Origin of the sequence: Paraburkholderia sp. JHI869, from assembly GCF_038900775.1 — a bacterium.
GTDB lineage: Bacteria > Pseudomonadota > Gammaproteobacteria > Burkholderiales > Burkholderiaceae > Paraburkholderia.
The window spans coordinates 68,125-90,624 of record NZ_JAYMSC010000003.1; the positions used below are offsets into that span (position 1 = coordinate 68,125).

Sequence of the window (22,500 nt, forward strand, 5' to 3'; positions counted from 1 at the left end):
CTCAGGCTCCTTCGTCAAAGAACGCCTTGAGCAGGCGGTTGACCTCCTGCGCGGCCTCCATCTGCACCATGTGCCCCTTGCCCGCGATCACCTCCACACGCACCTGCGAGGGCAACCCCTGCGCATGACGCGCCGGAATGATCTGGTCGGCCTCGCCCCAGATCACGAGCGCGCGCGGCGCGAGCGAGGCGACACGCTCCCGGAACACGCGCTGCTGCGCGCCACCTTCGAAAGCCTGCCCAGCGATCTTGCCGAGCGCGGCCTGTACGCCTTCGAGCCGTTTGTACTTCACGAGGTCTTCGACAAGCTGGCGCGTCACCAGCGCGGGATCGGCGAACAGCTTCGTCACGTGCGGCTTGAGCGCGTTGCGATTCGCCGCCGCGACGAAACCGTCGATATACGCACCATCGATCTCGCTCCCCAGGCCCGCACTCGCAATCAGCGAAAGCGAGGCCACGCGCTCGGGCGCTTGCTCCGCCACCGCCATGGCCACCGCACCGCCCAGCGAGTGCCCGACGAGATGCGCTTTGCCGATTTTCTGCGCGTCGAGGAACGCGATCACGCTTTGCGCGAGCTCATCGAGACTGCCGCTCTCAACGGCCTTGCCCGACTCGCCGTGCCCCGGCAGATCGAGCGCCCAAACCGTGCGCTCTGCAGCGAGATCGGTGTGGTTGAAGAGCCAGTTGTTGAGATCGCCGCCGAAGCCGTGAATCAGCACGACTGGCACGCCCGCGCCTTCGCCCTGCTTCAGGTAGCGCACGGTCCTGCCGCCGATTTGCGACTTTTCCGGCTGCGGCCCCGCGTCGGCGTCGCCCGCCTGCGCAGGCAGGAAGTCGCGCTGAAACTCGGCCACGGCCGCGTCGATATCCACGTCTGCCGCTTCGGCATCGGCTACCACGCCAAGCAGCGCGCCCACGGGCAGCGTGTCGCCCTCCTGCGCGATCTGCCGCCGCAACACGCCCTCGAACGCGCACTCGACGCCCGACGCGATCTTGTCGGACTCCACATCGAGCAATTCATCGCCCTTGGTGACCTTGTCGCCGAGCGACTTGAGCCAGCCGTTCACCTGGCCCTGCTCCATCGACAGGCCCCATTTGGGCATCGTGATCATGTGAATCGGCATGACTTCAGCTCCTTGCTGCGCGCGCGGCTTCGGCAATCTTCTCCGCCGAGGGGATGTAGAGGTCTTCGAGCGATGCCGCGAACGGCACCGGCGTATGCGGCGCGGTGACCATGCCGACGGGCGCCTTCAGATCCTTGAACGCCTTCTGGCCGACGAGCGCGGCAATGTCGGTTGCGATCGAGCAGCGCGGGTTCGCTTCGTCCACGACGACGACCCGGCCCGTACGGCGCGCGCTTTCGAGGATCGTTTCCTCATCGAGCGGAGAGGTCGTGCGCAAGTCGATCACGTCCGCCTCGATGCCGTCTTTCGCGAGCTTCTGGGCGGCGTCGAGCGCGTAGTGGACCATGCGTCCATAGGTGACGATCGTGATGTCGTCGCCATCGCGCACGATGTTGGCTTCGCCGAATGGAATTGAATAGGATTCCTCCGGAACATCGCCCTCCATCGTGTAGAGCAGCTTGTGCTCGCAGAAAATAACAGGATCGTTGTCGCGGATCGCTTCGATCATGAGGCCCTTGGCGTCATAGGGCGTCGCAGGGCACACGACCTTCAGCCCCGGAATATGCGTGAAGAGCGAGGTGAGCATCTGCGAGTGCTGCGCTGCCGCGCGCAAGCCCGCGCCGTACATGGTGCGGATCACGACGGGCGTGACCGCCTTGCCGCCAAACATGTAGCGAAACTTCGCGGCCTGGTTGAAGATCTGGTCGAAGCACACGCCCATGAAATCGATGAACATCAGTTCCGCCACCGGCCGCATACCGCACGCTGCCGCTCCCACTGCCGTGCCGATGAAGCCGCCTTCCGAGAGCGGCGTATCGAGCACGCGCCCCGGGAACTTGCCATAAAGGCCCTTCGTCACGCCGAGCACGCCGCCCCAAGCGTCCTGCTCGCCTGGCGCCCCGGCTCCGCCCGCGTTGTCCTCGCCCATGACGATCACGCTCTCGTCGCGCCCCATCTCCTGGGCAAGCGCTTCGTTGATGGCCTGCGAATAGGTGATTTTCCGTGCCATTTCCGTCTCCTTTATCTGGAATTCCTGATGACCTGAACGCGCAGCGCTTAAGGGTATGACACGTACACGTCAGTGAGCAGCGCCTCGGCTGGCGGCAGCGGCGCGGCCTTGGCCTGCGCCACGGCGTCGTCGATCAGTTGCTTCACTTCGGCGTCCACCTTGCGCAGATCGTCGCTGCTTGCGAGTTCGGCGCGCACCACGCGCTCCTCGAAGCGCTTGAGGCAATCCTTCTCTTCGCGCAGCTTTTGCACTTCGCCCGGCGCGCGATAGGTTTGCGCGTCGCCTTCGAAGTGGCCAAAGTAGCGCGAGAGTTTCATCTCCACGAGCGTCGGGCCACCGCCGCTGCGCGCGCGTGCAATCGCTTCGCCCAGCGCTTCATGAACGGCGAAAAAGTCGAAGCCGTCGACGATCACGCCCGGCATACCGAAGCCGTTTGCGCGGTCGGCTATGTTGTCCGCCGCGACCGACCATGTGGACGATGTCGCCTCGGCGTAGCCGTTGTTTTCCGCGACGAAGATCACCGGCAAGCGCCATACGGAGGCGAGATTCATCGACTCGAAGATCACGCCCTGATTCGACGCGCCGTCGCCAAAGAAGCACACGCCCACTCCGCCCGTCTTCTTCTGCTTGGCGGCGAGGGCCGCGCCGCACGTGAGCGGGCCACCCGCGCCCACGATGCCGTTCGCGCCCAGCATGCCCTTCGAGAGATCGGCGATATGCATCGAGCCGCCCTTGCCGCGGCACGAACCCGTGTGGCGCCCATAGATTTCGGCCATCATTTCGCGCACGTCCACGCCCTTGGCGATGCAGTGGCCGTGGCCGCGGTGCGTGGTGGCGACGTAATCGCTATCGTTCAGATGGCTCATCGTGCCGACCGCGGATGCCTCCTCGCCCGCGTACAGGTGCACGAAGCCTGGAATCTCGCCGGTCGCGAACTCGACGTGCAGCCGTTCCTCGAACTCGCGGATCGTGCGCATCGAGCGATACGCGGTGAGCAACTGCTGCTTGTTCAACTGAAGTGACATGGTTGTCTCCTGGGTGTACGACGCTGTAACGCTCTGGATTAGCCTGCTGCGGGAATTGCAACTGCTCCTAGTGGAAAGTGAAACCGCCGTCTACGTTGACCGACTGGCCCGTGACGTTGTCCATCGTCGCGAAGAACAGGGCGAGCCGCCCCATGTCCTCCGGCGTTTGTGCGCGGCCTTGCGGGATCAGCGTGAGCTGATGGCGCTGCCAGGACTCTTCGACGCTCTCGCCTTCTGTCTTCCATTCGTCGGAGAGCCGGTCCCACATATAAGTGCGCACGATGCCGGGGCAAATCGCATTCACGGTAATGCCCTCGCGCGCGACTTCCTTGGCGAGTGCGTTGGTAAAGCCGACCACCGCAAATTTTGAAGCGCTGTAGTGCGCTAGATTCGGAAACCCTTCCTTGCCCGCGATCGAAGCGACGTTGATGATCCGACCGCGCTTTTGCGTGCGGAAATGCGGCAACGCAGCTTTGCAGCCGAGGAAAACGCCCTTGGCATTCACGCCCATCACGAAGTCCCAGTCGCGCTCCGTTAATTCGGATACCGGACTAATGGAGATTACGCCGGCGCAATTCACGAGAATATCGAGGCCGCCGAATTCGGAAATCGCCTGCGACACCATCCCTTCGAGTTGGACGGCCTGGGTAACATCGACCTTCGCGAACGCGGCGCGTCTGCCCAGCGCGCGTATTTCTTCGGCCGTCGCTGCAAGGGGCTCCTCGAGCAGATCCGCGAGCAGCACGTCCGCGCCGGCCTGCGCGAGCGTGAGCGCAATACCGCGGCCGATACCGCGCGCGCCGCCGGTCACGATCGCGACCTGGCCTTTCAAGGGTGTGTCCATGCCGATGTCTCCTTCTTTCGGTTACGAGTGGAGGAAGCCAGCCAAATCGCTACGCGCGCGCCGCGGCCTCGCGCAACAACTGATGCGACGCCGCGTAGCGCAGCGTGCGCGCGACGTCGACGGTCAGCGGGCCGTGCCAGTCGAGCGTGACTTCATAGCGGTCGCCGCGCGCCGGTTCGATCTCGCGCTCGCCGTCGAACGCGAGCGTGCCGTGGCCCGCTTCGAGCGGCAGCGCCACGCCCACTTCGAGGCGCTGGCAGGTGCGCATGGTCAAGCGTTCGACGCGGCCCGGCGCGATCGGCGCGAGCAGCGGCACGCCCGCACCTGAGCCCTCGGGCGCGCCAGGCTGCGCGAAAGTCATGTGCAAACCGTGCGCGGCATCGCGCCCGACCGGCGCCCATGCCCCGCCAATCGACGAGAGGCCGATGCCGTCGGGCGGCGCAAAGGTCAGAAAGAGTGATTCGATATCCGAACTTTCCGAAATCGCACGCGCGCCGATGAACTGCTGACGCGCCACGCAAATGTCGACGAGCGCGATTTCCTCGCGCCCGCGCGACGGCCCTTCCACGCAGCGCGCGACGAGCCGCTTGTTGCGCGAGAGCGCCGCCTCCGCCGGCACCGCGCCAGTCGCGACGAGCGCGCCGGCGAGGCCCGCGACGGTGGCCTCGCGCAGTTCGGGAAAGGCGTTGTTGGTGCCGGTAGAGAGCGCGAGCAGCGGCGTCGCGCCGCAATGTGCCGCGACTGCGCGATGGGTGCCGTCGCCACCCAGCACCGCGATCAGCGCAACTTCCTCACGCACCATGTGGTCGACGCCGGCGTGCGTATCCGCAACGCTCTCGCTCACGGGCAGATCGACGAACACGACCTCGGGCCAGGGCTCGTGCGCGGCGATGGCCGCGTGCGTTTCGATGGCGCGCAGCAGGAGTGCCGCTACGCCGGTGTTGTCGCGCAGCGTGAGCACGCGCGCGACGCCGAGCGCGCCCAGGCCAGCAAGCAGGCGCACGACCATATTCGCCTTCTCGGCCGTGGGAAAGACGGATGCATGCGAAGTGAGACGGCGGATGTCGCGCCCCGATGCGGGGTTCGCGATCACGCCTACGGTCACGGGCGTCGTCACGGGTCTTGTCTCCTGATCGCGTCGCACCGTGAGTGCGCCGCTTTTGCCAGCAGACTCTGCAAGCGTCATGCCAATGACGTTGGCGACGCGATGGATGCGCGCGGAGGACCGCGCGACGGGCTTCTGCGCCAATTACGCGCCGTAGCGCGAGCAGCGCTTGCGTCGCGCACGGCGTCTCAGCCGACGTCTCGCGCGCGCCGCGTACCCAGGGCACCGCCAGCCGCCCGAGTGAAAGAAAACGCGCACAGCCCCGCGTGGCGCGCCTGAGCGGCAACTGAGCGTTCCCGTCTCCCGCGTGGGAGTGCGGATCACACTGTGCTGAGACAGTCGTCTCAGCCGTCTCGCATGCTGCGCTGCGGTGTGATCGCGCGCAAAGGATGTGCTACAAAAGACTCCCGCCGAACGCTTTCCGGTCCGACGCTACCCAACGTTTAGCGACGTTACCCCGACGCTCTTTGCGAGCCACCGTCTGGAACCGCTCATGCCCTACGCCCTTGCGTCTACCCGGCACGCCGAGCGCGTGCGTGGCGCCGTAGAAGGCCGGCTGCCCGCGCCGTCCGATTCGCCGCGCCTCGTCTCGTCGTGGCAGCGCTCGTTCGAGCGCTATCAGCTCGACCCCGGCTCCGTGATCGGCCCACGCGTGCTGAGCGCCGCCGAACTGCGCGAGATCCGCGATCGCGAGGAGTCCTTTCTGCGCGCCTCCGGTCAATGCCTCACGCGCCTGCACGACATGGTGCGCGAAGCCGATTACTGCGTGATGCTGACCGACGCGCACGGCGTGACCATCGACTACCGGCTCGACCGCGAGCGCCGCAACGATTTCAAACACGCGGGGCTCTATATCGGCTCGTGCTGGTCCGAGAGCGAGGAAGGCACCTGCGGCATCGCGAACGTGCTCACCGATCTCGCGCCCATTACGGTGCACAAGACCGATCATTTCCGCGCTGCGTTCACCACGCTCACGTGCAGCGCCGCGCCGATCTTCGCGCCGGGCGGGGAACTGATCGGCGTGCTCGATGCTTCAGCCGTGCAGTCGCCCGACAATCGCGAAAGCCAGCGCATCGTCAACCAGCTCGTGCGCCAGAGCGCCACGCTCATCGAAGACGGCTATTTCCTGCATCGTCTCGCGTCGTGCTGGATTCTGTTCGGCCACCAGAATCGCAATTACGTCGAGGCGCAGCCCGAGCTGCTGATCGCCTTCGACGAAAACGGCAACGTGGTCGCCGCGAACCGGCGCGCGCGCGAATGCATGCCGTGCCTGGACGGCCCGCGTCACATCGACGAGATCTTCGATTCGTCGCACGTGCAGTTGCGCGACATCGGGCGCATCGAGACGATCGCGGCGCTGCGCCTGCGCGCGAACGGCTCGATGCTCTATGCGCGCATTCGCGCGCCGCTTGGGGCTGGCAGTTACGGCGGACACAGCGCGCGTAGCGGCCACAGCGGCGGTACAAGCGCGGCGCATGGCGCCATGCCGCTGCGCCGCGACGCCATCGACGCGCACGAATACGATCGCAGCGCGCTCGGCCCCTTCCTGCGCAGCGCCGACGCGCGCGTGGCCGAAAACGCGCGCATCGCACAACGCGTGGCGGGCAAGCGCCTGCCGATCCTGCTGCTCGGCGAAACGGGCGCCGGCAAGGAAGTGTTCGCACGCGCGATTCACGACGCCAGCGCGCGACGCAATCGCGCATTCATCGCGGTGAATTGCGGAGCGCTGCCCGAGTCGCTGATCGAGAGCGAACTGTTCGGCTATGCGCCGGGCGCGTTTACAGGCGCGCGTCGCCACGGCGCGCGCGGCAAGATCGCGATGGCCGACGGCGGCACGCTCTTTCTCGACGAGATCGGCGACATGCCGCTCGCGTTGCAAACCCGCCTGTTGCGCGTGCTCGCCGAAGGCGAAGTGCTGCCGCTGGGGAGCGAAACACCGGTGCGCGTCGATATCGACGTGGTGTGCGCAACGCACCGGGACCTCGCGCAAATGGCGAGCGCCGGAGCGTTCCGCGACGACCTCTACTATCGCCTGAGCGGTGCGGTGCTCACGCTGCCGCCGCTGCGCGAGCGGCGCGACATCGCCATGCTCATCGACACGGTATTCGCGGAAGAAGCGCAGGCCGCCGGCCGCCCGCTTGCGCTCGACGCCACGCTTGCGGTGCGGCTCGCGGCGTTCGCATGGCCCGGCAACCTGCGGCAACTGCGCAATGCGATGCGTTACGCATGCGCCGTGTGCGACACCGTGCTGGTCGAAGCCCGACACCTGAGCGCCGATCTCGCGGCAAGCCTGCCGGAACTCGCAGCGGCCGCAGCACCCTGCTCCGCGGCCGGCATGCCGCCAATGTCGCCGCTCTGCGCCGAAGATGAGCGCGCGCGCATCGTCGCGGCGCTCACGGCGCACCGCTGGCGCCCGAACGCCGCTGCGCAGGCGCTCGGCATCTCGCGCGCAACGCTCTACCGCCGCATTGCGAAGCTGGGCATCGTCGGCCCTCATCGCGTTTGAGCCGGATTTCGCCGACAGCCGCGCGTTTCGCGTCGCCAGATTGCACAGAAGTATTAAATATTGTGCGGCGCGATTTACTTGCCACACATCGACCGGTATAAATCGAGCGCTCGCGATCCACGGATACGCCTTCTGGCCTATTCTTGTACCGCAGCCCCCGCTGGATGCGTCGTCCGTTCCCGGCTAACTGAAATGCCCTCAATGGAGTGATTGCCATGCTCAAGAAGCTGCTGATGCTGTTCCTCGCCATCGGCCTGTCGCTGTCCGCCGTGCTCGCCGCAGCCGTGGAGGTGAACACCGCCGACCAAACCGCGCTCGAATCGGTCAAGGGTATCGGCCCGGTGCACGCCAAGGCGATCATCGACGAACGCACGAAGAACGGCCCGTTCAAGGACGCCGACGACCTCGTGAACCGCGTCAAGGGCATTGGCCCGAAGTCGGTGCAGAACCTCGAGGCCGCAGGGCTCACGATCAACGGCTCCTCGGTGCCGCCGGCGGGCAAGACGGCTAGCGCAAAGAGCGGCAAGAGCGCCGCTGCAACGAGCGCTGCGCCCGCCGCTACCACGGCCAATCCGATGACGGCGCAGACGCCGGCCGCCGCGACGACTGCGCAAGCCGCCTCCGGCACGACGGCCGCAAAGTCGAAGCACATGAGCAAGAAGGACAAGGCGGCGGCAAGCGCGCCCGAAGCGGGCTCCGCAGCGGCCGCCGCGACCACGGCATCCGATACGAAGGCGAAAAAGCCCAAGAAGTCGAAGAAGGACAAGGCCGCTTCTGCTGCGGCCGCTTCCGGCGCCTGATTGCCGGCATCCGCCGGCGCGCGCAAGCCGCGCGCCGGACCTCGCAAACGCGGCGCCGCCCTCGCGTGCGCCGTTCGACTTACCGGCCGCGTCCCCCGTCGCGGCCATCACTCAGAGAGATCGTCATGAGTCTGCTAGATACCCTCGGTTCCCTGCTCGGTTCGCAGTCGCAACAGCAAGGCGGCGGCCAGGCCCAGCTCCTCGCCACAGCGATGGAGTTCGTCAACAACCAGCCCGGCGGCCTGAACGGCCTGATCGAGAAGTTCCAGCAAGGCGGCCTCGGCGACATCGTGCAGTCGTGGGTCGGCAACGGCGAGAACCAGCCCGTTTCGTCGGATCAACTGCACAACGTGCTCGGCTCGGACGTCGTCTCGGGTCTCGCCCAGAAGGTCGGCATGCAGCCCGACCAGGTGAGCGGCCTGCTGGCCCAGGTGCTGCCGCACGTGGTCAACGCGGGTACGCCGAACGGCGAAGTGCCGCAAGGCGGCCAGATCAACACCGAAAGCGTGCTTGGCACACTTGGCGGCCTTGCGTCGCTGTTTGGCGGCGGCAACAAGCAGGCCTAAGCAGCAAGCAGTCGCAGGCATGAAAAAAGGGCAGCTCAATGAGCTGCCCTTTTTGTTTCGGCTCGGCGCGCGCACCTCGCGGCACGCGCCTTCACCGGCTAACGCTGCGCGCGTCAGTGCACCACGCGCTCGAACACGAACTTGCCGTCGTGCACGCCGACCGGAATCACGTCCTTCGGTCCGAACTTGCCCGCGAGGATCAGCTTGGCGACCGGATTCTCGATCTCCTGCTGAATCGCGCGCTTGAGCGGCCGAGCCCCGAACAGCGGGTCGTAACCGACCTTGGCGATCTGGCCGAGCGCGTCGTCCGACACCATGAGCTCCATGTCGAGCTTCTCCAGACGCTCGCGCAGACGCTGCAACTGGATCTTCGCGATCGACTCGATATTGGTGCGATCGAGCGCATGAAACACCACGACCTCGTCGATCCGGTTCAGGAACTCGGGGCGGAACTGCTGCTTCACTTCGTTCCACACCGCGTCCTTCACCGCTTCCTGCGGCTCGCCGGCCATCGCCTGAATGAGGTGCGAACCGAGGTTCGACGTCATCACGATCACCGTGTTCTTGAAGTCGACGGTACGGCCCTGGCCATCGGTCATGCGGCCGTCGTCGAGCACTTGCAGCAGCACATTGAACACGTCCGGGTGCGCCTTCTCGACTTCGTCGAGCAGGATCACGCTATACGGCTTGCGTCGCACGGCCTCGGTCAGATAGCCGCCCTCTTCATAGCCCACGTATCCCGGCGGCGCGCCGATCAAACGCGCGACGCTGTGCTTCTCCATGAACTCGCTCATGTCGATGCGGATGAGGTGATCCTCCGAATCGAACAGGAAGCCCGCCAGCGCCTTGCACAGCTCGGTCTTGCCCACGCCCGTCGGCCCGAGGAACAGGAACGAGCCGTACGGCCGGTTCGGGTCCGAGAGACCGGCGCGCGAGCGGCGGATCGCGTCGGCAACGGCGGTGATGGCCTCGTCCTGGCCCACCACGCGCTCATGCAGCTTTTCTTCGATCTGCAGCAGCTTTTCACGCTCGCCCTGCATCATGCGCGAGACGGGAATGCCGGTCGAGCGCGACACGACTTCCGCGATTTCCTCGGCGCCCACGAGCGTGCGCAGCAAGCGCAAACGCGTGGGGTTGTTCTGCTCGTTCGCCTCGGCGAGCGTCACCTGCTTGAGCTGCGCTTCGAGTTCCGGCAGCTTGCCGTATTGCAGTTCCGCGACCTTTTCGAGCTTGCCATCGCGCTGGTACTTCGTGATCTCGGCGCGCACGCGGTCGATCTCTTCCTTGATCTGCGCACCGCCCTGCACCGCGGCCTTCTCGGTGGTCCAGATCTCTTCGAGGTCCTTATATTCCAGGCTCAGGCGATCGATCTCTTCCTCGATCAGCTGCAGACGCTTTTGCGACGCTTCGTCCTTCTCCTTCTTGACGGCCTCGCGCTCGATCTTCAGCTGGATCAAACGGCGATCGAGCTTGTCCATTGCTTCGGGCTTCGAATCGATTTCCATCTTGATCTTCGAAGCGGCTTCGTCGATCAGGTCGATGGCCTTGTCCGGCAGGAAGCGGTCGGTGATGTAGCGATGCGAGAGTTCCGCGGCTGCGACGATTGCCGGGTCGGTGATTTCCACGCCGTGGTGCAGCTCGTACTTCTCCTTCAAGCCGCGCAGGATCGCGATGGTCGCCTCGACCGACGGTTCATCGACGAGCACCTTCTGGAAGCGGCGCTCGAGCGCCGCATCCTTTTCGATGTACTTGCGATATTCGTCGAGCGTCGTCGCGCCGATGCAATGCAGCTCGCCGCGCGAGAGCGCCGGCTTGAGCATGTTGCCCGCATCCATCGCGCCTTCGGCCTTGCCCGCGCCGACCATCGTGTGAATTTCGTCGATGAAGACGATGGTCTGCCCTTCGTCCTTCGCGATGTCGTTGAGCACGGCCTTCAGACGTTCTTCGAACTCGCCGCGATACTTCGCGCCCGCGAGCAGCGCGGCCATGTCGAGCGAGAGCACGCGCTTGCCCTTGAGCGTTTCCGGCACTTCGCCGTTGACGATGCGCTGCGCGAGGCCTTCGACGATGGCCGTCTTGCCCACGCCCGGCTCGCCGATCAGCACCGGATTGTTCTTGGTGCGGCGTTGCAGGATCTGGATCGAGCGGCGGATTTCGTCGTCGCGGCCGATCACGGGGTCGAGCTTGCCCGAACGCGCGCGCTCGGTCAGGTCGACGGTGTACTTCTTGAGCGCTTCGCGCTGGCTCTCGGCGTCCTGGCTGTGCACCTGCGCACCGCCGCGCACCGCCACGATCGCGGCTTCGAGCGCCTTGCGCGTCAAGCCGTGCTGGCGCGCGAGACGGCCCGCTTCGCCCTTGTCGTCGGAAACGGCGAGCAGGAACATCTCGCTCGCGATGTACGTGTCGTTGAGCTTTTGCGCTTCCTTGTCGGCCTGATTGAGCAGGCCGGTGAGTTCGCGGCCGATCTGCACGTTGCCGTCGGTGCCCTGCACCTGCGGCAAGCGGTTGATGGCGTCGTTCAGCGTGTTCTGCAGGGCCTGGACCTGCACGCCCGCACGGGACATGAGCGAGCGCGCGGAGCCGTCCTGCTGCGCGACGAGCGCAGCCAGCAGGTGAACAGGTTCGATGTACTGGTTATCGTGACCAACGGCGAGGCTTTGCGCGTCGGCGATGGCTTCCTGGAACTTGGTGGTGAGTTTGTCGATTCTCATTTAATGCGAGACCTCCAGATTTCTAGACTGTCACCAAATTTGAGGGGGGACACGCCGGTTTCAAGCGCTCTGGCGTCATTTTTTCCGATTTTTCGGATTCAAGCGCATGCGGCGGCCATCGGCAACCCTGCCGAGGCGCGAGAAAACGGGGGAAGAATATGAGACGGCCGAGGCCGTGCGAAGCAAAGCGCCACGGCTGGGCGGCGCCGCTCGAAAATGAAGGAAATGGTGCGCGAGGCGCGCGGGACGCTGACGCGCCCTTAATGCTCCCGGGTAGACGCGGGTCGAGCCGCCTGCGCAAGCGGCATGAACTGGATCGGCGCGAGGCCAAGCAGCCCGGTCAACTCGTCTGCCGGCTGCGCCAGTTCGCCGATGGTATGGCGGTCGAGTTCCGCGAGGAACGCGTCGCGCGCAGCCGCCAGCGCGTGTTTGAGCCGGCACTGCGGCTCGATGACGCAGCTACGCCGTTCGCCATGTTCGTCCGGAAAGCAGCCGACCAGCGAAAAGTCGCTCTCGGTCTCACGGACGACCGCACCCACCGTCAGATCGAGCGAAGCCGGCGCGAGCCGCAAGCCACCGTTGCGCCCGCGAACGGTATCGACCCAGCCCAGTTCCCCGAGGCGCTGCACGACTTTCATCAGATGATTCTTCGAAACGCCGTAGGCGTCCGAGATCTCCTGGATCGTGGCCAGGCTGTCGCGACGCAGCGCGAGATACAACATCACGCGCAACGAATAGTCGGTGTAGTCGGTCAGTCTCATGGCGGTGGCAATGACAGGATGATGCGGGTGACAGAACCCATACAATAACATGCAGTTAGCATGCAGGTTTTGCCCGGACTGGGTATCATTGTCGCTTCGATGGTCACTTCGCAGTGCCTGGCAGCTTGCATGCGGCTCACGGCCGCATCGTGCCGCGGCCCCGCCGCCGACTACACTCCAGGCACTCCAGGTATCACCCAGGCCCCAGATGACTCGCCCCGACACCCACCCCGCTGCTGCGCTGCACGCCCAGCCAACCGAAGACAACATCCGCGAACTCGTCTACGCGTTCTACGACCGCGTGCGCGACGACGCGATGCTCGGCCCGGTGTTCGACGGCGTGCTGGCCGGACGTTGGGACGAACACTTGCCGAAAATGTGCCGCTTCTGGTCGAGCCTCGTGCTCGGCACCAAGACCTACCGCGGCAATGTGCAGCAGGCTCACGATCCGGTGCCGGGCGTCGAGCCGCAGCATTTCAGCCGCTGGCTCTATCTTTTCCTCGATACGGTTCAGGCGCGCTACGAACCCGCGGCGGCAGTGCAGTTCATGGAACCCGCGCTGCGCATCGCACAAAGCCTGCAACTCAGCCGCTTCGGCTGGGACTACACGATTCCGCCCGAGCAGCAGGCGATCCTCGATCGCGTCGCGCCGCGCAGGCGCCCTGCCGGCCACGGCCATGACTTGCCCACGCGCCCCACTGGCGAGCCGTTCCCGGCCCGTTTCGTTGGCCGCCAGGTGGATGTCGACGAAAGCACGCCGGCAGAGTAAGCGTCTCCGCTTTCAGCGAAGTGCTGGAGCAGGCGGTTAGTTGCATTAGACAGCGCACGGGACGAGCTGAATCCGTCCCTTCGCCCCAACGTACGATCGCCTAGCTGGATTCGCGCGAAGTATTCCCCGACGCCACACCCCAGCGCTCCAACGCCGCATCGTCGCTTTCGCGGGCATCGACCCAGCGCGCGCCCTGCTCTGTCTCTTCCTTCTTCCAGAACGGCGCCTCGGTCTTGAGGTAGTCCATCACGAACTCGCAGGACGCGAAGGCGTCGCCGCGATGCTTCGAGGTCGTCGCGACCAGCACGATCTGGTCGAGCGGCGCGAGCTTGCCCACGCGGTGCACGATCAGCACCTCGATGCCCGCCCAGCGCCGCTGCGCCTCCAGGGCGATCGCTTCCAGCGCCTTCTCGGTCATCCCCGGATAGTGCTCGAGTTCGAGCGACGCGATCGTGCTGCCGTCGTTCAGGTCGCGCACTGTGCCGACGAAGCACGCCACCGCGCCGATCGCCGGATTACGCGCGCGCAGTTGCGCAACCTCGGTGGTGAGGTCGAAATCTTCGGTTTGTACGCGCACGGGCATCGTGAATCTCCTGTCGCGCTCAGCCGCCCGTCACGGGCGGGAAAAACGCGACTTCGCAGCCCTCGGTGATGCGCGTGCGCGGGTCCGTCATCACGTGATTGCAGGCCATGCGCAGCGCGCGGCCTTCCGCAAGCGTCTCGGCCCACACGCCGCCGCGCGCACGCAACCAGCCGCGCACGTCGCCGACTGTCACGATGCCGTCCGGCAGCGTGACCGTTTCGTCCGCGACGCCCAGCGCCTCGCGCACGCTTGCAAAAAATTTCAACTGGATCTTCATCGCTCGGTGTTTCAAATAGGGCTTTTCAGTACAGCAATTCGGTGAACGGGATGAAGCGCACGGTCTCGCCGGCGCTGATCGCGTGGTTGGGCGGATTGTCGATCAGACCGTCAGCCCAGACCGTGGAGGTCAGCACCGCCGAACTCTGGTTCGAGAACAGGTCGAGCCCGCCAGCCGGATTCACGCGCGCGCGCAGGAATTCGTTGCGGCGATCGCTCTTCGTCTGGGTGAAGTCGGCGCGCAGCGAAAGCGCGCGCGGGCTTACGTGCGTCGCGCCTGCGAGACGCAGCAGGAACGGGCGCACGAACAACAGGAAGGTGACGAAGCTCGACACCGGGTTGCCGGGCAGCCCGATGAAGAACGCCTCGCCGGCATGCGCAGCCGCGGCGCCTGGCGTTCGACGCACGGCACCGAACGCAAGCGGCTTGCCTGGCTTCATGGCGATCTGCCACAGGTTGATGCGCCCTTCGGCCTCCACGGCGGGCCGCACGTGATCCTCTTCGCCCACCGAGACGCCGCCCGAAGTGAGGATGAGGTCGTGGGCAGCGGCCGCCTCACGCAGCGTTGCGCGGGTGACGTCGAGCTGGTCCGGCACGATGCCGTAGTCGGTGACTTCGCAGCCGAGGTTGCGCAGGAGTCCCGTGAGCGTGAAGCGGTTCGAATTGTAGATCGCGCCGGGCTTGAGCGGCTCGCCTGGCATGGTCAGCTCGTCGCCGGTGAAGAACACCGCGACCTTCACGCGGCGCACGACGTTGAGCGCCGCGCACCCCACCGACGCCGCGAGCCCGAGCGCCGCGGGCGTAAGACGCGTGCCCGCCGGCAGGATCACCGTGTTCTTGCGGATATCCGCGCCCTGCGCCGTGATCCATTCGCCCGCCTTGGGCGTGTGCAGAATGGTGACGGCGCCTTCCGCGGCCTCGGTCTGCTCTTGCATCACCACGGCGTCCGCGCCCGGCGGCACCGTCGCGCCCGTGAAGATGCGCGCGGCCGTGCCCGCCGCAAGCGGCTGCGGCGCGTGGCCAGCGGGAATGCGCTGCGAAACTGGCAGATTGCGGCTGCCTTGCGCGAGATCGGCCACGCGCACCGCGTAGCCGTCCATCGCGCTCGTATTCATCGGCGGCACGTCGAGCGGCGAGACGACATCTGCGGCGAGCACGCGGTTCAGCGCGTCGAACGTCGAAATCGTTTCGGCGCCGGCAAGCGGCTGCGCTGCGGCAAGCAGCGTCGCAAGGGCGTCGGCGGTGGAGAGCATCGGCGTGCGCGGTGCAGGCGCCGGCGCAGCGGAAGACGGGGACGTAGGCGTGGACATCGAGGTCGTCTCGGACTTGGGCGGTGGGGCCGCCAGCAACGGTTGGTCTGCCGTTATTGTAGCGGCGCGACCGGCGCGCCGTGCCTTATGCCGTGGATATCCCTGGCGCAGAACGCCTTCGAGCACTGAGGGTCGGCTGGGGCTTTGCAGCGGGCGGATCTGAGCGACCCGCCGCCTGGGAAATGCTGATGAGACATCGACGCGCCAGGACCGGTAGCAGATCCGGCCCCGGCTGCATCGATCAGTCCGCCGTGTGAGCGGCAATATAGTCCTTCACGCGCTTAGCGTCGGCGGGCACGACTTCGAAGCGCTGCGGCAGCGCCTCCAGGCCTTCGAACGCAGCCGGGCGCTCCGGCTCGCGGTCCAGCGCCTCGCGAATCGTCTCGCCGAACTTCACGGGCTGCGCCGTTTCGAGCACGATCATCGGCACACCCGGTTGCAGGTGCTCGCGAGCGACCTTCACGCCGTCGGCGGTATGGGTGTCGATCATCGTCTTGTAGCGCGAATAGATGTCGCGGATCGTCGCGATGCGGTCGTCGTGGCTGCTGCGGCCCGACACGAAGCCGAACTGCTTCACGCGCACAAAGTCCCCGCTCGCCACGAGATCGAAGCCGCCCTTCTCCTCCACGTCGCGGAACAGTTGCGTCACGCGTGCCGGATCGCGGCCGAGCAGGTCGTACACGAAGCGCTCGAAGTTCGACGCCTTCGAGATATCCATGCTCGGACTCGTCGTGTGATACGTCTCGGCCGAAGCGCGCACGCGATAAACGCCCGTGCGGAAGAATTCGTCGAGCACGTCGTTCTCGTTGGTCGCGACCACGAGCTTCTCAACGGGCAGGCCCATCATGCGCGCGATATGGCCCGCGCAGACGTTGCCGAAGTTGCCCGAGGGCACCGTGAACGACACGCGCTCGTCGTTCGACTTCGTCGCAGCAAAGTAACCGGCGAAGTAGTACACGACCTGGGCCACGACGCGCGCCCAGTTGATCGAGTTGACCGTGCCGATCTTCTGCTGCGCCTTGAACGCGTGATCGTTGGAAACGGCCTTGACGATGTCCTGGCAGTCGTCGAACACGCCTTCCACGGCGAGGTTGAAGATGTTCGGGTCCTGCAGGCTGAACATCTGCGCTGTCTGGAACGCGCTCATTTTCTTGTGCGGCGAGAGCATGAACACGCGCACGCCCTTCTTGCCGCGCATCGCGTATTCGGCGGCGCTGCCGGTGTCGCCCGAGGTCGCGCCGAGAATGTTCAGCTCCTGGCCGGCCTTCGCGAGCGTGTACTCGAACAGATTGCCGAGCAACTGCATCGCCATGTCCTTGAACGCGAGCGTCGGGCCGTTCGAGAGTTCGAGCAGCGAGAGCTTGGCGCCGTTTTCCTCGCCGAGCGTGGTGAGCGGCGTGATCTTGCTCGCGTCTTCGCCGTGGCGCACGTTGCGGTACGTTTCGCCCGTGTAGGTGCGGCGCGTGATGTCGCGCAAGTCGTCGGCAGGAATGTCGCCGGCGAACTTCGAGAGGATTTCGAACGCGAGATCCGCGTACGAGAGGCCGCGCCAGCGCGCGAGTTCTTCCTTGCTGATCTGCGGATACTCGGCCGGCAGATACAGGCCGCCGTCGCGCGCGAGGCCGCCCAGCAGGATGTCGGAAAACGAATGATGCTCGCCGGCGCCCGCGCCGCGCGTAGATACGTAATTCATAGCCCTTGCCTTAGTTCAGTCCTTCCATGCGCAGCTTCGTGACCGGCAACTTCACCGTCGCGAGCTTTTCGATCTGCGCGATCGCCGCGTTGACGTTCTTCTCGAGCGTCTCGTGGGTGATCAGGATGATGTCGGTTTCCGCCTTGCCCTGCGCGTCGATCTGCTCCGCTTCCTTTTGCAGCAGCGCATCGATCGAGATGCCGCCGTCCGCCAGGATGCGCGTGATGGCCGCCATCACGCCGGTCTGGTCGGCCACGCGCAGGCGCAGGTAGTAGCCGCTCGTGACTTCGTCGATCGGCAGGATCGGCGTGTTCGAAAGGCTGTCCGGCTGGAATGCCAGATGCGGCACGCGGTGCTCGGGGTCGGCCGTGTGCAGGCGCGTGACGTCCACGAGATCGGCCACCACGGCGGATGCAGTAGGCTCCGCGCCCGCGCCCTTGCCGTAGTAGAGCGTCGCGCCCACGGCGTCGCCGTGCACGACCACCGCGTTCATCGCGCCTTCCACGTTGGCGAGCAGGCGCTTGGCCGGGATCAGCGTGGGATGCGTACGCAGTTCGATGCCCTTCTCCGTGCGGCGCGCGATACCGAGCAGCTTGATGCGATAGCCGAGTTCTTCCGCGTACTTGATGTCGATGGCGTCGAGCTTGCTGATGCCTTCCACGTAGGCTTTGTCGAACTGCACGGGCACGCCGAACGCAATCGCGCTCATGATCGTGGCCTTGTGCGCGGCGTCCACGCCTTCGATGTCGAAGGTCGGATCGGCTTCGGCGTAGCCCAGTTCCTGCGCGCCCTTCAGTGCGGTCGCGAAGTCGAGGCCGCGCTCGCGCATTTCCGAGAGGATGTAGTTCGTCGTGCCGTTGATGATGCCGGCGATGTACTGGATGCGGTTGGCCGTGAGGCCTTCGCGCAGCGCCTTGATGATGGGGATGCCGCCCGCTACCGCCGCCTCGAACGCGACCATCACGCCCTTGGCGCGCGCCGCTTCGAAGATCTCGGTGCCGTGCACCGCCAGCAGCGCCTTGTTCGCCGTGACCACGTGCTTGCCATTGGCAATGGCGCGCAGCACGAGATCCTTGGCGAGCGTCGTGCCGCCGATCATTTCGGCAATGATCGAAATCGACGGGTCGTCGACGACCGCGTTGAAGTCGGTCGTCAGGTCGACGGTACCGGCTTCACTGCCGAGCGCCGTCGTGGCCTTGGCCGGGTTGCGCACTGCGATGCGCGCCACCTCGATGCCGCGACCCGCGCGGCGTTTGATTTCTTCCTGGTTGCGGCGCAGTACCGTGAAGGTGCCGCTGCCCACCGTGCCGAAGCCCAAGAGACCTACTTTGATCGGATCCATGCAGCGTGTGTTCGTCTAAGTGTTTGAAAAGGGTATGCGTGCTACTTGATCGGGCGTCGCTCAGGTGCCGTGCCGCTGACGATAGCCGTCGAGGAAACGCGCGATGCGGTTGATCGAATCGGTCAGGTCGTCGACGTTCGGCAGGAACACCACGCGGAAGTGGTCCGGCTGCTTCCAGTTGAAGCCCGTGCCTTGCACGAGCAGCACGCGCTCCTGCAAGAGCAGGTCGAGGATGAACTGCTGATCGTTCTCGATCGGATAGAGCTTCGGGTCGAGGCGCGGGAACATGTAAAGCGCCGCCTCGGGCTTCACGCAGGTTACGCCCGGAATGGCCGTGAGCATGTTGTACGCAAGCTCGCGCTGGCGATAGAGGCGGCCGCCCGGCTGGATCAACTCGTTGATGCTCTGGTAGCCGCCCAGCGCCGTCTGGATCGCGTACTGGCCCGGCACGTTCGCGCACAGACGCATCGAGGCGAGGATACCGAGGCCTTCCGTGTAGTCCTTCGAGCGACGGCGGTTCTCGCCCGTCATGCCAGAGAGGAACATCCAGCCCGCGCGGTAGCCGCACGCGCGATAGCTCTTCGAGAGGCTGTTGAGCGTGACGGTGATCACGTCTTCCGAAAGCGAGCCGAGCGCCGTGTGCGTCTTGCCGTCGTAGATGATCTTGTCGTAGACCTCGTCGGCGAAGAGGATCAGCCCGTGCTCGCGCGCGATGGCCACGAGGCCGCGCAGCAGGTCGTCCGAATACAGCGCGCCGGTCGGGTTGTTCGGGTTGATGACGACGATCGCGCGCGTGTTCGGCGTGATCTTCGAGCGGATGTCGTCGAGGTCGGGCATCCACGCGTTCGATTCGTCGCAGATATAGTGCACGGGCGTGCCGCCCGAGAGGCTCACCGCCGCGGTCCACAGCGGATAGTCCGGCGCGGGCAGCAATACTTCATCGCCGTCGTTGAGCAGCGCCTGCATGGCCATCACAATCAGCTCGGACGCGCCGTTGCCGATGTAGATGTCGTCGAGTTCGACGCCCTTGACACCCTTTTGCTGCGCGTAATGCATGATCGCCTTGCGCGCGGCGAACACGCCCTTCGAGTCCGAATACCCCGAGGAGCCCGGCAGGTTCAGGATCATGTCCTGAATGACCTCGTCGGGCGCGTCGAAACCGAACGGCGCCAGATTGCCGATGTTCAGCTTGATGATGCGATGGCCTTCTTCTTCGAGGCGCTTCGCGTGCTCGAGCACCGGCCCGCGGATGTCGTAGCAAACGTTCTGCAGCTTGTTGGATTTGAGAATCGGTTTCACGGCGGGCTGTCGGTCAGAAAATCGGTCAGAGAATCAGTCAGAGCGTCAGAGGCGAGTAAGACGCGGTAAAAGGGCTGGAACAGGCTGGGATGCCGTTGCCCGGCCGGCGGATGGCGCCTTGGCGGACAAGACATACAAGGAAACCGGGGCGCCCCCGGCAGGACAATAGCCGTGCACGATTGCGGGGGAAGCGCCGGGCGCACGCACAACGCCACTGAAAGCGTCTGCCAGGGCCAATTCGATCCCCCTACCACCCTGACAGCTTGTGGCTGCCCTCGCCCGATGCGCGGATGGCGCGCTCGCAGCGGTCTACCGGCGGGTCTGCCCGCGGGCGCCGCCGCTGCGGCGGCTAAAAAGCTATAATTTAGCGGATTTTGACCAACTTCCGCAATGCGCAATCGGCCAGAAGGCGGACCGGGAAGCATGCCACGAGGCGGTTCGCGCCGAGGCCGGCGTCGGCACAGGATATGCGCCCCCTCGCTTGCGCACCCGAGCTGCCCTTACCCCGGAACTCCGTTTTGAAACTACACCAGGACTCCAGCGCCGCGCTGAACACCGTGACCGGTTACGGCGCCGACTACGTCGAAGTGAACCTCGAACGCCACACGGGCAGCATCATCGTGATGCCCGATTCGCCGGTCACCCCCTGGCCGGTGCAGGCCTTCGACGCCCTCACGCCCGAACTCTTCGAGATGCTGCTCCCGCTGAACCCCGAGGTCGTGGTGTTCGGCAGCGGCGAGAGGCTGCGCTTTCCGCACCCGCGCCTGACCGCGGCGCTGGCCGCGAAGCGCATCGGCGTGGAGGCAATGGACTTCAAGGCCGCCTGCCGCACCTACAACATTCTCATGGCCGAAGGCCGCCGTGTGGCGGCCGCGCTTCTGATCGAAAGCTGACGCGCCTTAAGCTTGCCATCAGGTCGCCGCGCGGCGGCGTAGTACACTTGCGCGCCGCGTGCGAAGCGTGCGCCGGACATGGCCCACGGGCCACGTATGACAACGCGCGCGCCGCACCTCGACCGCAACGACTGCAACAAGAACAGGCTGAAACCCATGAACGATACGCCATCGAGGCTACCGCTCAACCGCAGCGCGATCCTGCTCCTGATCCTCGCCCTCGCCGTGATCTGGTTCCTGCCGCTCGGCTGGCGCCACCTGCTGCCGAGCGACGAAGGCCGTTACGCCGAAATGGCGCGCGAAATGTTCGCCAGCGGCGACTGGATCACGCCGCGCTACAACGACTACAAGTACTTCGAGAAGCCCCCGCTCCAGACCTGGATGAACGCGCTCACGTTCGCGTGGTTCGGCATCGGCGAGTGGCAGGCGCGCCTCTATACGGCGCTCACCGGCTTCGCCGGCGTGCTGCTGATCGGCTTCACCGGCGCGCGCGTGTTCAACGCCGCCACGGGCTTCTTCGCCGCGGTCGTGCTCGCCTGCGCGCCGTACTGGAACCTGATGGGCCACTTCAACACGCTCGACATGGGCCTGTCGTTCTGGATGCAGCTCACGCTGTGCGCGCTGCTGCTCGCGCAGCGCCCGAACCTGCCCAAAGCGAACGCGCGTCTCTGGATGTGGGTGTGCTGGGCAGCCATGGCGATGGCGGTGCTCTCCAAGGGCCTCGTCGGCCTGATCCTGCCGGGCGCCGTGCTCGTGCTCTATACGGCGATCTCGCGCGACTGGGCGCTCTGGAAGCGCCTCTACCTCGTGAGCGGCCTGATCGTGTTCTTCGCGATCGTTTCGCCGTGGTTCATCCTCGTGCAGCAGCGCAATCCCGAGTTCTTCAACTTCTTCTTCATCGTCCAGCAGTTCCAGCGCTACCTCACGCCCGCGCAGAACCGCCCCGGCCCGTTCTACTACTTCGTGCCGGTCATGCTGGTGGGCTTCCTGCCGTGGCTTTCGGTGAGTGTGCAGAGCGTGCGCCATGCGCTGCGCGCGCCGCGTCAGCCCAACGGCTTCTCGCCCGTCATGCTGATGCTCGTGTGGACGGTGTTCATTTTCCTGTTCTTCAGCGCCTCGCACTCGAAGCTGGTCTCCTACGTCCTGCCGATCGCGCCGCCGGTTGCGCTCATCATCGGCATGTATCTGCCGGTCATGACGCGCTCGCAGTGGAAGAAGCACCTCGCGGGCTACGCGCTCTTCGCCGTCGTGCTGATGGCGGGCTCGTTCGTGCTCACGCGCCTTGGCGACGCACGCAATCCGAACGCGCTCTACCGCGAATTCCAGGTGTGGGTGTTCGCCGCAGCCGCGGTGGCCTTCGTCGTCACCATGGTCGCCCTGCGCCTGAACCGCGCGAAGCGCACGCCCGAAACCGGCGCGCGCGCCCCGGCAGTGGCGCTCGGCACCGCCTGGCTGCTGCTCGCGACCATTGCGGGCACGGGCCACGACGTGTTCGGGACGCTGAGTTCCGGCGCGCCGCTCGCGCCCGCGGTGCGCGCCGCCATTGCGAAGCTGCCGCCCGACACGCCGTTCTACTCGGTGGGCGTGCTCGACCACACCATGCCGTTCTACGTGCGCCACACGATGACGATGGTCGAGGTCACCGACGAACTTGCCTTCGGCATCTCCGAGGAACCGCAAAAATGGGTGCCGACCATCGCCGACTGGGAAGCCCGCTGGAAAGCCGAGCGCTACGCGCTCGCGCTGATTCCGGTCGATCGCTACGAAAAACTGGCCGCCCAGGGCTTCCCGATGCAGGTGATTGCCCGCGACGCCCGGCGCGTGATCGTCGAGAAGCCGCAATCCTGAGCGCGACCCGGCCCCGATTGACGCATGCGCGATAATC

19 protein-coding genes are annotated in these 22,500 nt (G+C 65.7%); 6 read left to right on the plus strand and 13 right to left on the minus strand.

All coding sequences use genetic code 11. The annotated features are described in order from the left end of the window. Position 1 precedes the first annotated feature (1 nt). From VSR72_RS06725 to VSR72_RS06745, 5 genes are all read right to left on the minus strand, one after another. A complete protein-coding gene (locus tag VSR72_RS06725; protein ID WP_342951646.1) occupies positions 2 to 1,123 on the minus strand; it encodes an acetoin dehydrogenase dihydrolipoyllysine-residue acetyltransferase subunit in 1,122 nt (373 codons plus the stop codon). Positions 1,124 to 1,127: 4 nt separating this feature from the next. Then, a complete protein-coding gene (locus tag VSR72_RS06730; RefSeq protein ID WP_342951647.1) occupies positions 1,128 to 2,132 on the minus strand; it encodes an alpha-ketoacid dehydrogenase subunit beta in 1,005 nt (334 codons plus the stop codon). A gap of 47 nt (positions 2,133 to 2,179) precedes the next feature. Continuing rightward, a complete protein-coding gene (locus VSR72_RS06735) occupies positions 2,180 to 3,157 on the minus strand; it encodes a thiamine pyrophosphate-dependent dehydrogenase E1 component subunit alpha (protein WP_342951648.1) in 978 nt (325 codons plus the stop codon). Positions 3,158 to 3,224: 67 nt separating this feature from the next. After that, positions 3,225 to 4,001, minus strand: coding sequence for an SDR family NAD(P)-dependent oxidoreductase (locus VSR72_RS06740; protein WP_342951649.1), 777 nt, complete (start codon positions 3,999 to 4,001; stop codon positions 3,225 to 3,227). Between the two features lie 49 nt (positions 4,002 to 4,050). Further along, the gene (locus VSR72_RS06745) at positions 4,051 to 5,118 is read right to left on the minus strand and encodes an NAD(+)/NADH kinase (protein WP_342951650.1); all 1,068 of its coding nucleotides are present in this window, start codon (positions 5,116 to 5,118) and stop codon (positions 4,051 to 4,053) included. Between the two features lie 481 nt (positions 5,119 to 5,599). Between VSR72_RS06745 and VSR72_RS06750 the strand changes: the two genes are divergently transcribed. The 3 genes from VSR72_RS06750 to VSR72_RS06760 all read left to right on the plus strand — a co-directional run bounded on the left by VSR72_RS06750 (position 5,600) and on the right by VSR72_RS06760 (position 8,978). Continuing rightward, positions 5,600 to 7,612, plus strand: a complete 2,013-nt coding sequence (locus VSR72_RS06750) for a sigma-54-dependent Fis family transcriptional regulator (RefSeq protein WP_342951651.1) — start codon at positions 5,600 to 5,602, stop codon at positions 7,610 to 7,612. Positions 7,613 to 7,827: 215 nt separating this feature from the next. Continuing rightward, entirely contained in the window at positions 7,828 to 8,412 is a 585-nt protein-coding gene (locus VSR72_RS06755; RefSeq protein ID WP_342951652.1) for a helix-hairpin-helix domain-containing protein, read from the plus strand. Positions 8,413 to 8,537: 125 nt separating this feature from the next. Further along, on the plus strand, positions 8,538 to 8,978 hold the full coding sequence (locus tag VSR72_RS06760) for a YidB family protein (RefSeq protein WP_342951653.1): 441 nt from the start codon (positions 8,538 to 8,540) through the stop codon (positions 8,976 to 8,978). 113 nt (positions 8,979 to 9,091) lie between these two features. Here the strand turns inward: VSR72_RS06760 and clpB are convergent, their stop codons facing one another. Both clpB and VSR72_RS06770 read right to left on the minus strand, forming a co-directional pair. Then, positions 9,092 to 11,689, minus strand: a complete 2,598-nt coding sequence (gene clpB / locus VSR72_RS06765) for an ATP-dependent chaperone ClpB (RefSeq protein WP_342951654.1) — start codon at positions 11,687 to 11,689, stop codon at positions 9,092 to 9,094. A gap of 260 nt (positions 11,690 to 11,949) precedes the next feature. Next, positions 11,950 to 12,450, minus strand: a complete 501-nt coding sequence (locus VSR72_RS06770) for an Rrf2 family transcriptional regulator (protein WP_342951655.1) — start codon at positions 12,448 to 12,450, stop codon at positions 11,950 to 11,952. A gap of 208 nt (positions 12,451 to 12,658) precedes the next feature. Between VSR72_RS06770 and VSR72_RS06775 the strand changes: the two genes are divergently transcribed. Next, positions 12,659 to 13,219 carry a group III truncated hemoglobin gene (locus tag VSR72_RS06775; RefSeq protein ID WP_342951656.1) on the plus strand — a complete coding sequence of 187 codons (561 nt, stop codon included), beginning with the start codon at positions 12,659 to 12,661 and terminating at the stop codon, positions 13,217 to 13,219. A gap of 100 nt (positions 13,220 to 13,319) precedes the next feature. Here VSR72_RS06775 and VSR72_RS06780 read toward each other — a convergent pair whose 3' ends face one another. From VSR72_RS06780 to VSR72_RS06805, 6 genes are all read right to left on the minus strand, one after another. Continuing rightward, complete coding sequence (locus VSR72_RS06780; RefSeq protein WP_342951657.1) at positions 13,320 to 13,802, minus strand: molybdenum cofactor biosynthesis protein MoaE; 483 nt, start codon at positions 13,800 to 13,802, stop codon at positions 13,320 to 13,322. Between the two features lie 19 nt (positions 13,803 to 13,821). Then, complete coding sequence (gene moaD, locus VSR72_RS06785; RefSeq protein WP_112176957.1) at positions 13,822 to 14,079, minus strand: molybdopterin converting factor subunit 1; 258 nt, start codon at positions 14,077 to 14,079, stop codon at positions 13,822 to 13,824. Positions 14,080 to 14,104: 25 nt separating this feature from the next. Further along, positions 14,105 to 15,331 carry a gephyrin-like molybdotransferase Glp gene (gene glp, locus VSR72_RS06790; protein ID WP_342952026.1) on the minus strand — a complete coding sequence of 409 codons (1,227 nt, stop codon included), beginning with the start codon at positions 15,329 to 15,331 and terminating at the stop codon, positions 14,105 to 14,107. A gap of 298 nt (positions 15,332 to 15,629) precedes the next feature. Continuing rightward, positions 15,630 to 17,081, minus strand: coding sequence for a threonine synthase (thrC, locus tag VSR72_RS06795; protein WP_342951658.1), 1,452 nt, complete (start codon positions 17,079 to 17,081; stop codon positions 15,630 to 15,632). 10 nt (positions 17,082 to 17,091) lie between these two features. Then, complete coding sequence (locus tag VSR72_RS06800) at positions 17,092 to 18,423, minus strand: homoserine dehydrogenase (RefSeq protein ID WP_342951659.1); 1,332 nt, start codon at positions 18,421 to 18,423, stop codon at positions 17,092 to 17,094. Positions 18,424 to 18,483: 60 nt separating this feature from the next. Further along, positions 18,484 to 19,722, minus strand: coding sequence for a pyridoxal phosphate-dependent aminotransferase (locus VSR72_RS06805; protein ID WP_342951660.1), 1,239 nt, complete (start codon positions 19,720 to 19,722; stop codon positions 18,484 to 18,486). 518 nt (positions 19,723 to 20,240) lie between these two features. Between VSR72_RS06805 and VSR72_RS06810 the strand changes: the two genes are divergently transcribed. Both VSR72_RS06810 and VSR72_RS06815 read left to right on the plus strand, forming a co-directional pair. Beyond that, complete coding sequence (locus VSR72_RS06810) at positions 20,241 to 20,615, plus strand: Mth938-like domain-containing protein (RefSeq protein ID WP_342951661.1); 375 nt, start codon at positions 20,241 to 20,243, stop codon at positions 20,613 to 20,615. Between the two features lie 156 nt (positions 20,616 to 20,771). Continuing rightward, positions 20,772 to 22,463 (plus strand): glycosyltransferase family 39 protein, encoded by a 1,692-nt coding sequence (locus tag VSR72_RS06815; protein WP_342951662.1) that lies wholly within the window; start codon positions 20,772 to 20,774, stop codon positions 22,461 to 22,463. Positions 22,464 to 22,500: the final 37 nt, after the last annotated feature.

What these genes read in the sequence shown, in the direction of transcription:
- VSR72_RS06725 (WP_342951646.1), bottom strand. Translation starts at nt 1,123, where the DNA reads ATGCCGATTCACATGATCACGATGCCCAAATGGGGCCTGTCGATGGAG.
- VSR72_RS06730 (WP_342951647.1), bottom strand. Translation starts at nt 2,132, where the DNA reads ATGGCACGGAAAATCACCTATTCGCAGGCCATCAACGAAGCGCTTGCC.
- VSR72_RS06735 (WP_342951648.1), bottom strand. Translation starts at nt 3,157, where the DNA reads ATGTCACTTCAGTTGAACAAGCAGCAGTTGCTCACCGCGTATCGCTCG.
- VSR72_RS06740 (WP_342951649.1), bottom strand. Translation starts at nt 4,001, where the DNA reads ATGGACACACCCTTGAAAGGCCAGGTCGCGATCGTGACCGGCGGCGCG.
- VSR72_RS06750 (WP_342951651.1), top strand. Translation starts at nt 5,600, where the DNA reads ATGCCCTACGCCCTTGCGTCTACCCGGCACGCCGAGCGCGTGCGTGGC.
- VSR72_RS06755 (WP_342951652.1), top strand. Translation starts at nt 7,828, where the DNA reads ATGCTCAAGAAGCTGCTGATGCTGTTCCTCGCCATCGGCCTGTCGCTG.
- VSR72_RS06760 (WP_342951653.1), top strand. Translation starts at nt 8,538, where the DNA reads ATGAGTCTGCTAGATACCCTCGGTTCCCTGCTCGGTTCGCAGTCGCAA.
- clpB (WP_342951654.1), bottom strand. Translation starts at nt 11,689, where the DNA reads ATGAGAATCGACAAACTCACCACCAAGTTCCAGGAAGCCATCGCCGAC.
- VSR72_RS06770 (WP_342951655.1), bottom strand. Translation starts at nt 12,450, where the DNA reads ATGAGACTGACCGACTACACCGACTATTCGTTGCGCGTGATGTTGTAT.
- VSR72_RS06775 (WP_342951656.1), top strand. Translation starts at nt 12,659, where the DNA reads ATGACTCGCCCCGACACCCACCCCGCTGCTGCGCTGCACGCCCAGCCA.
- VSR72_RS06780 (WP_342951657.1), bottom strand. Translation starts at nt 13,802, where the DNA reads ATGCCCGTGCGCGTACAAACCGAAGATTTCGACCTCACCACCGAGGTT.
- moaD (WP_112176957.1), bottom strand. Translation starts at nt 14,079, where the DNA reads ATGAAGATCCAGTTGAAATTTTTTGCAAGCGTGCGCGAGGCGCTGGGC.
- glp (WP_342952026.1), bottom strand. Translation starts at nt 15,331, where the DNA reads ATGCTCTCCACCGCCGACGCCCTTGCGACGCTGCTTGCCGCAGCGCAG.
- thrC (WP_342951658.1), bottom strand. Translation starts at nt 17,081, where the DNA reads ATGAATTACGTATCTACGCGCGGCGCGGGCGCCGGCGAGCATCATTCG.
- VSR72_RS06800 (WP_342951659.1), bottom strand. Translation starts at nt 18,423, where the DNA reads ATGGATCCGATCAAAGTAGGTCTCTTGGGCTTCGGCACGGTGGGCAGC.
- VSR72_RS06815 (WP_342951662.1), top strand. Translation starts at nt 20,772, where the DNA reads ATGAACGATACGCCATCGAGGCTACCGCTCAACCGCAGCGCGATCCTG.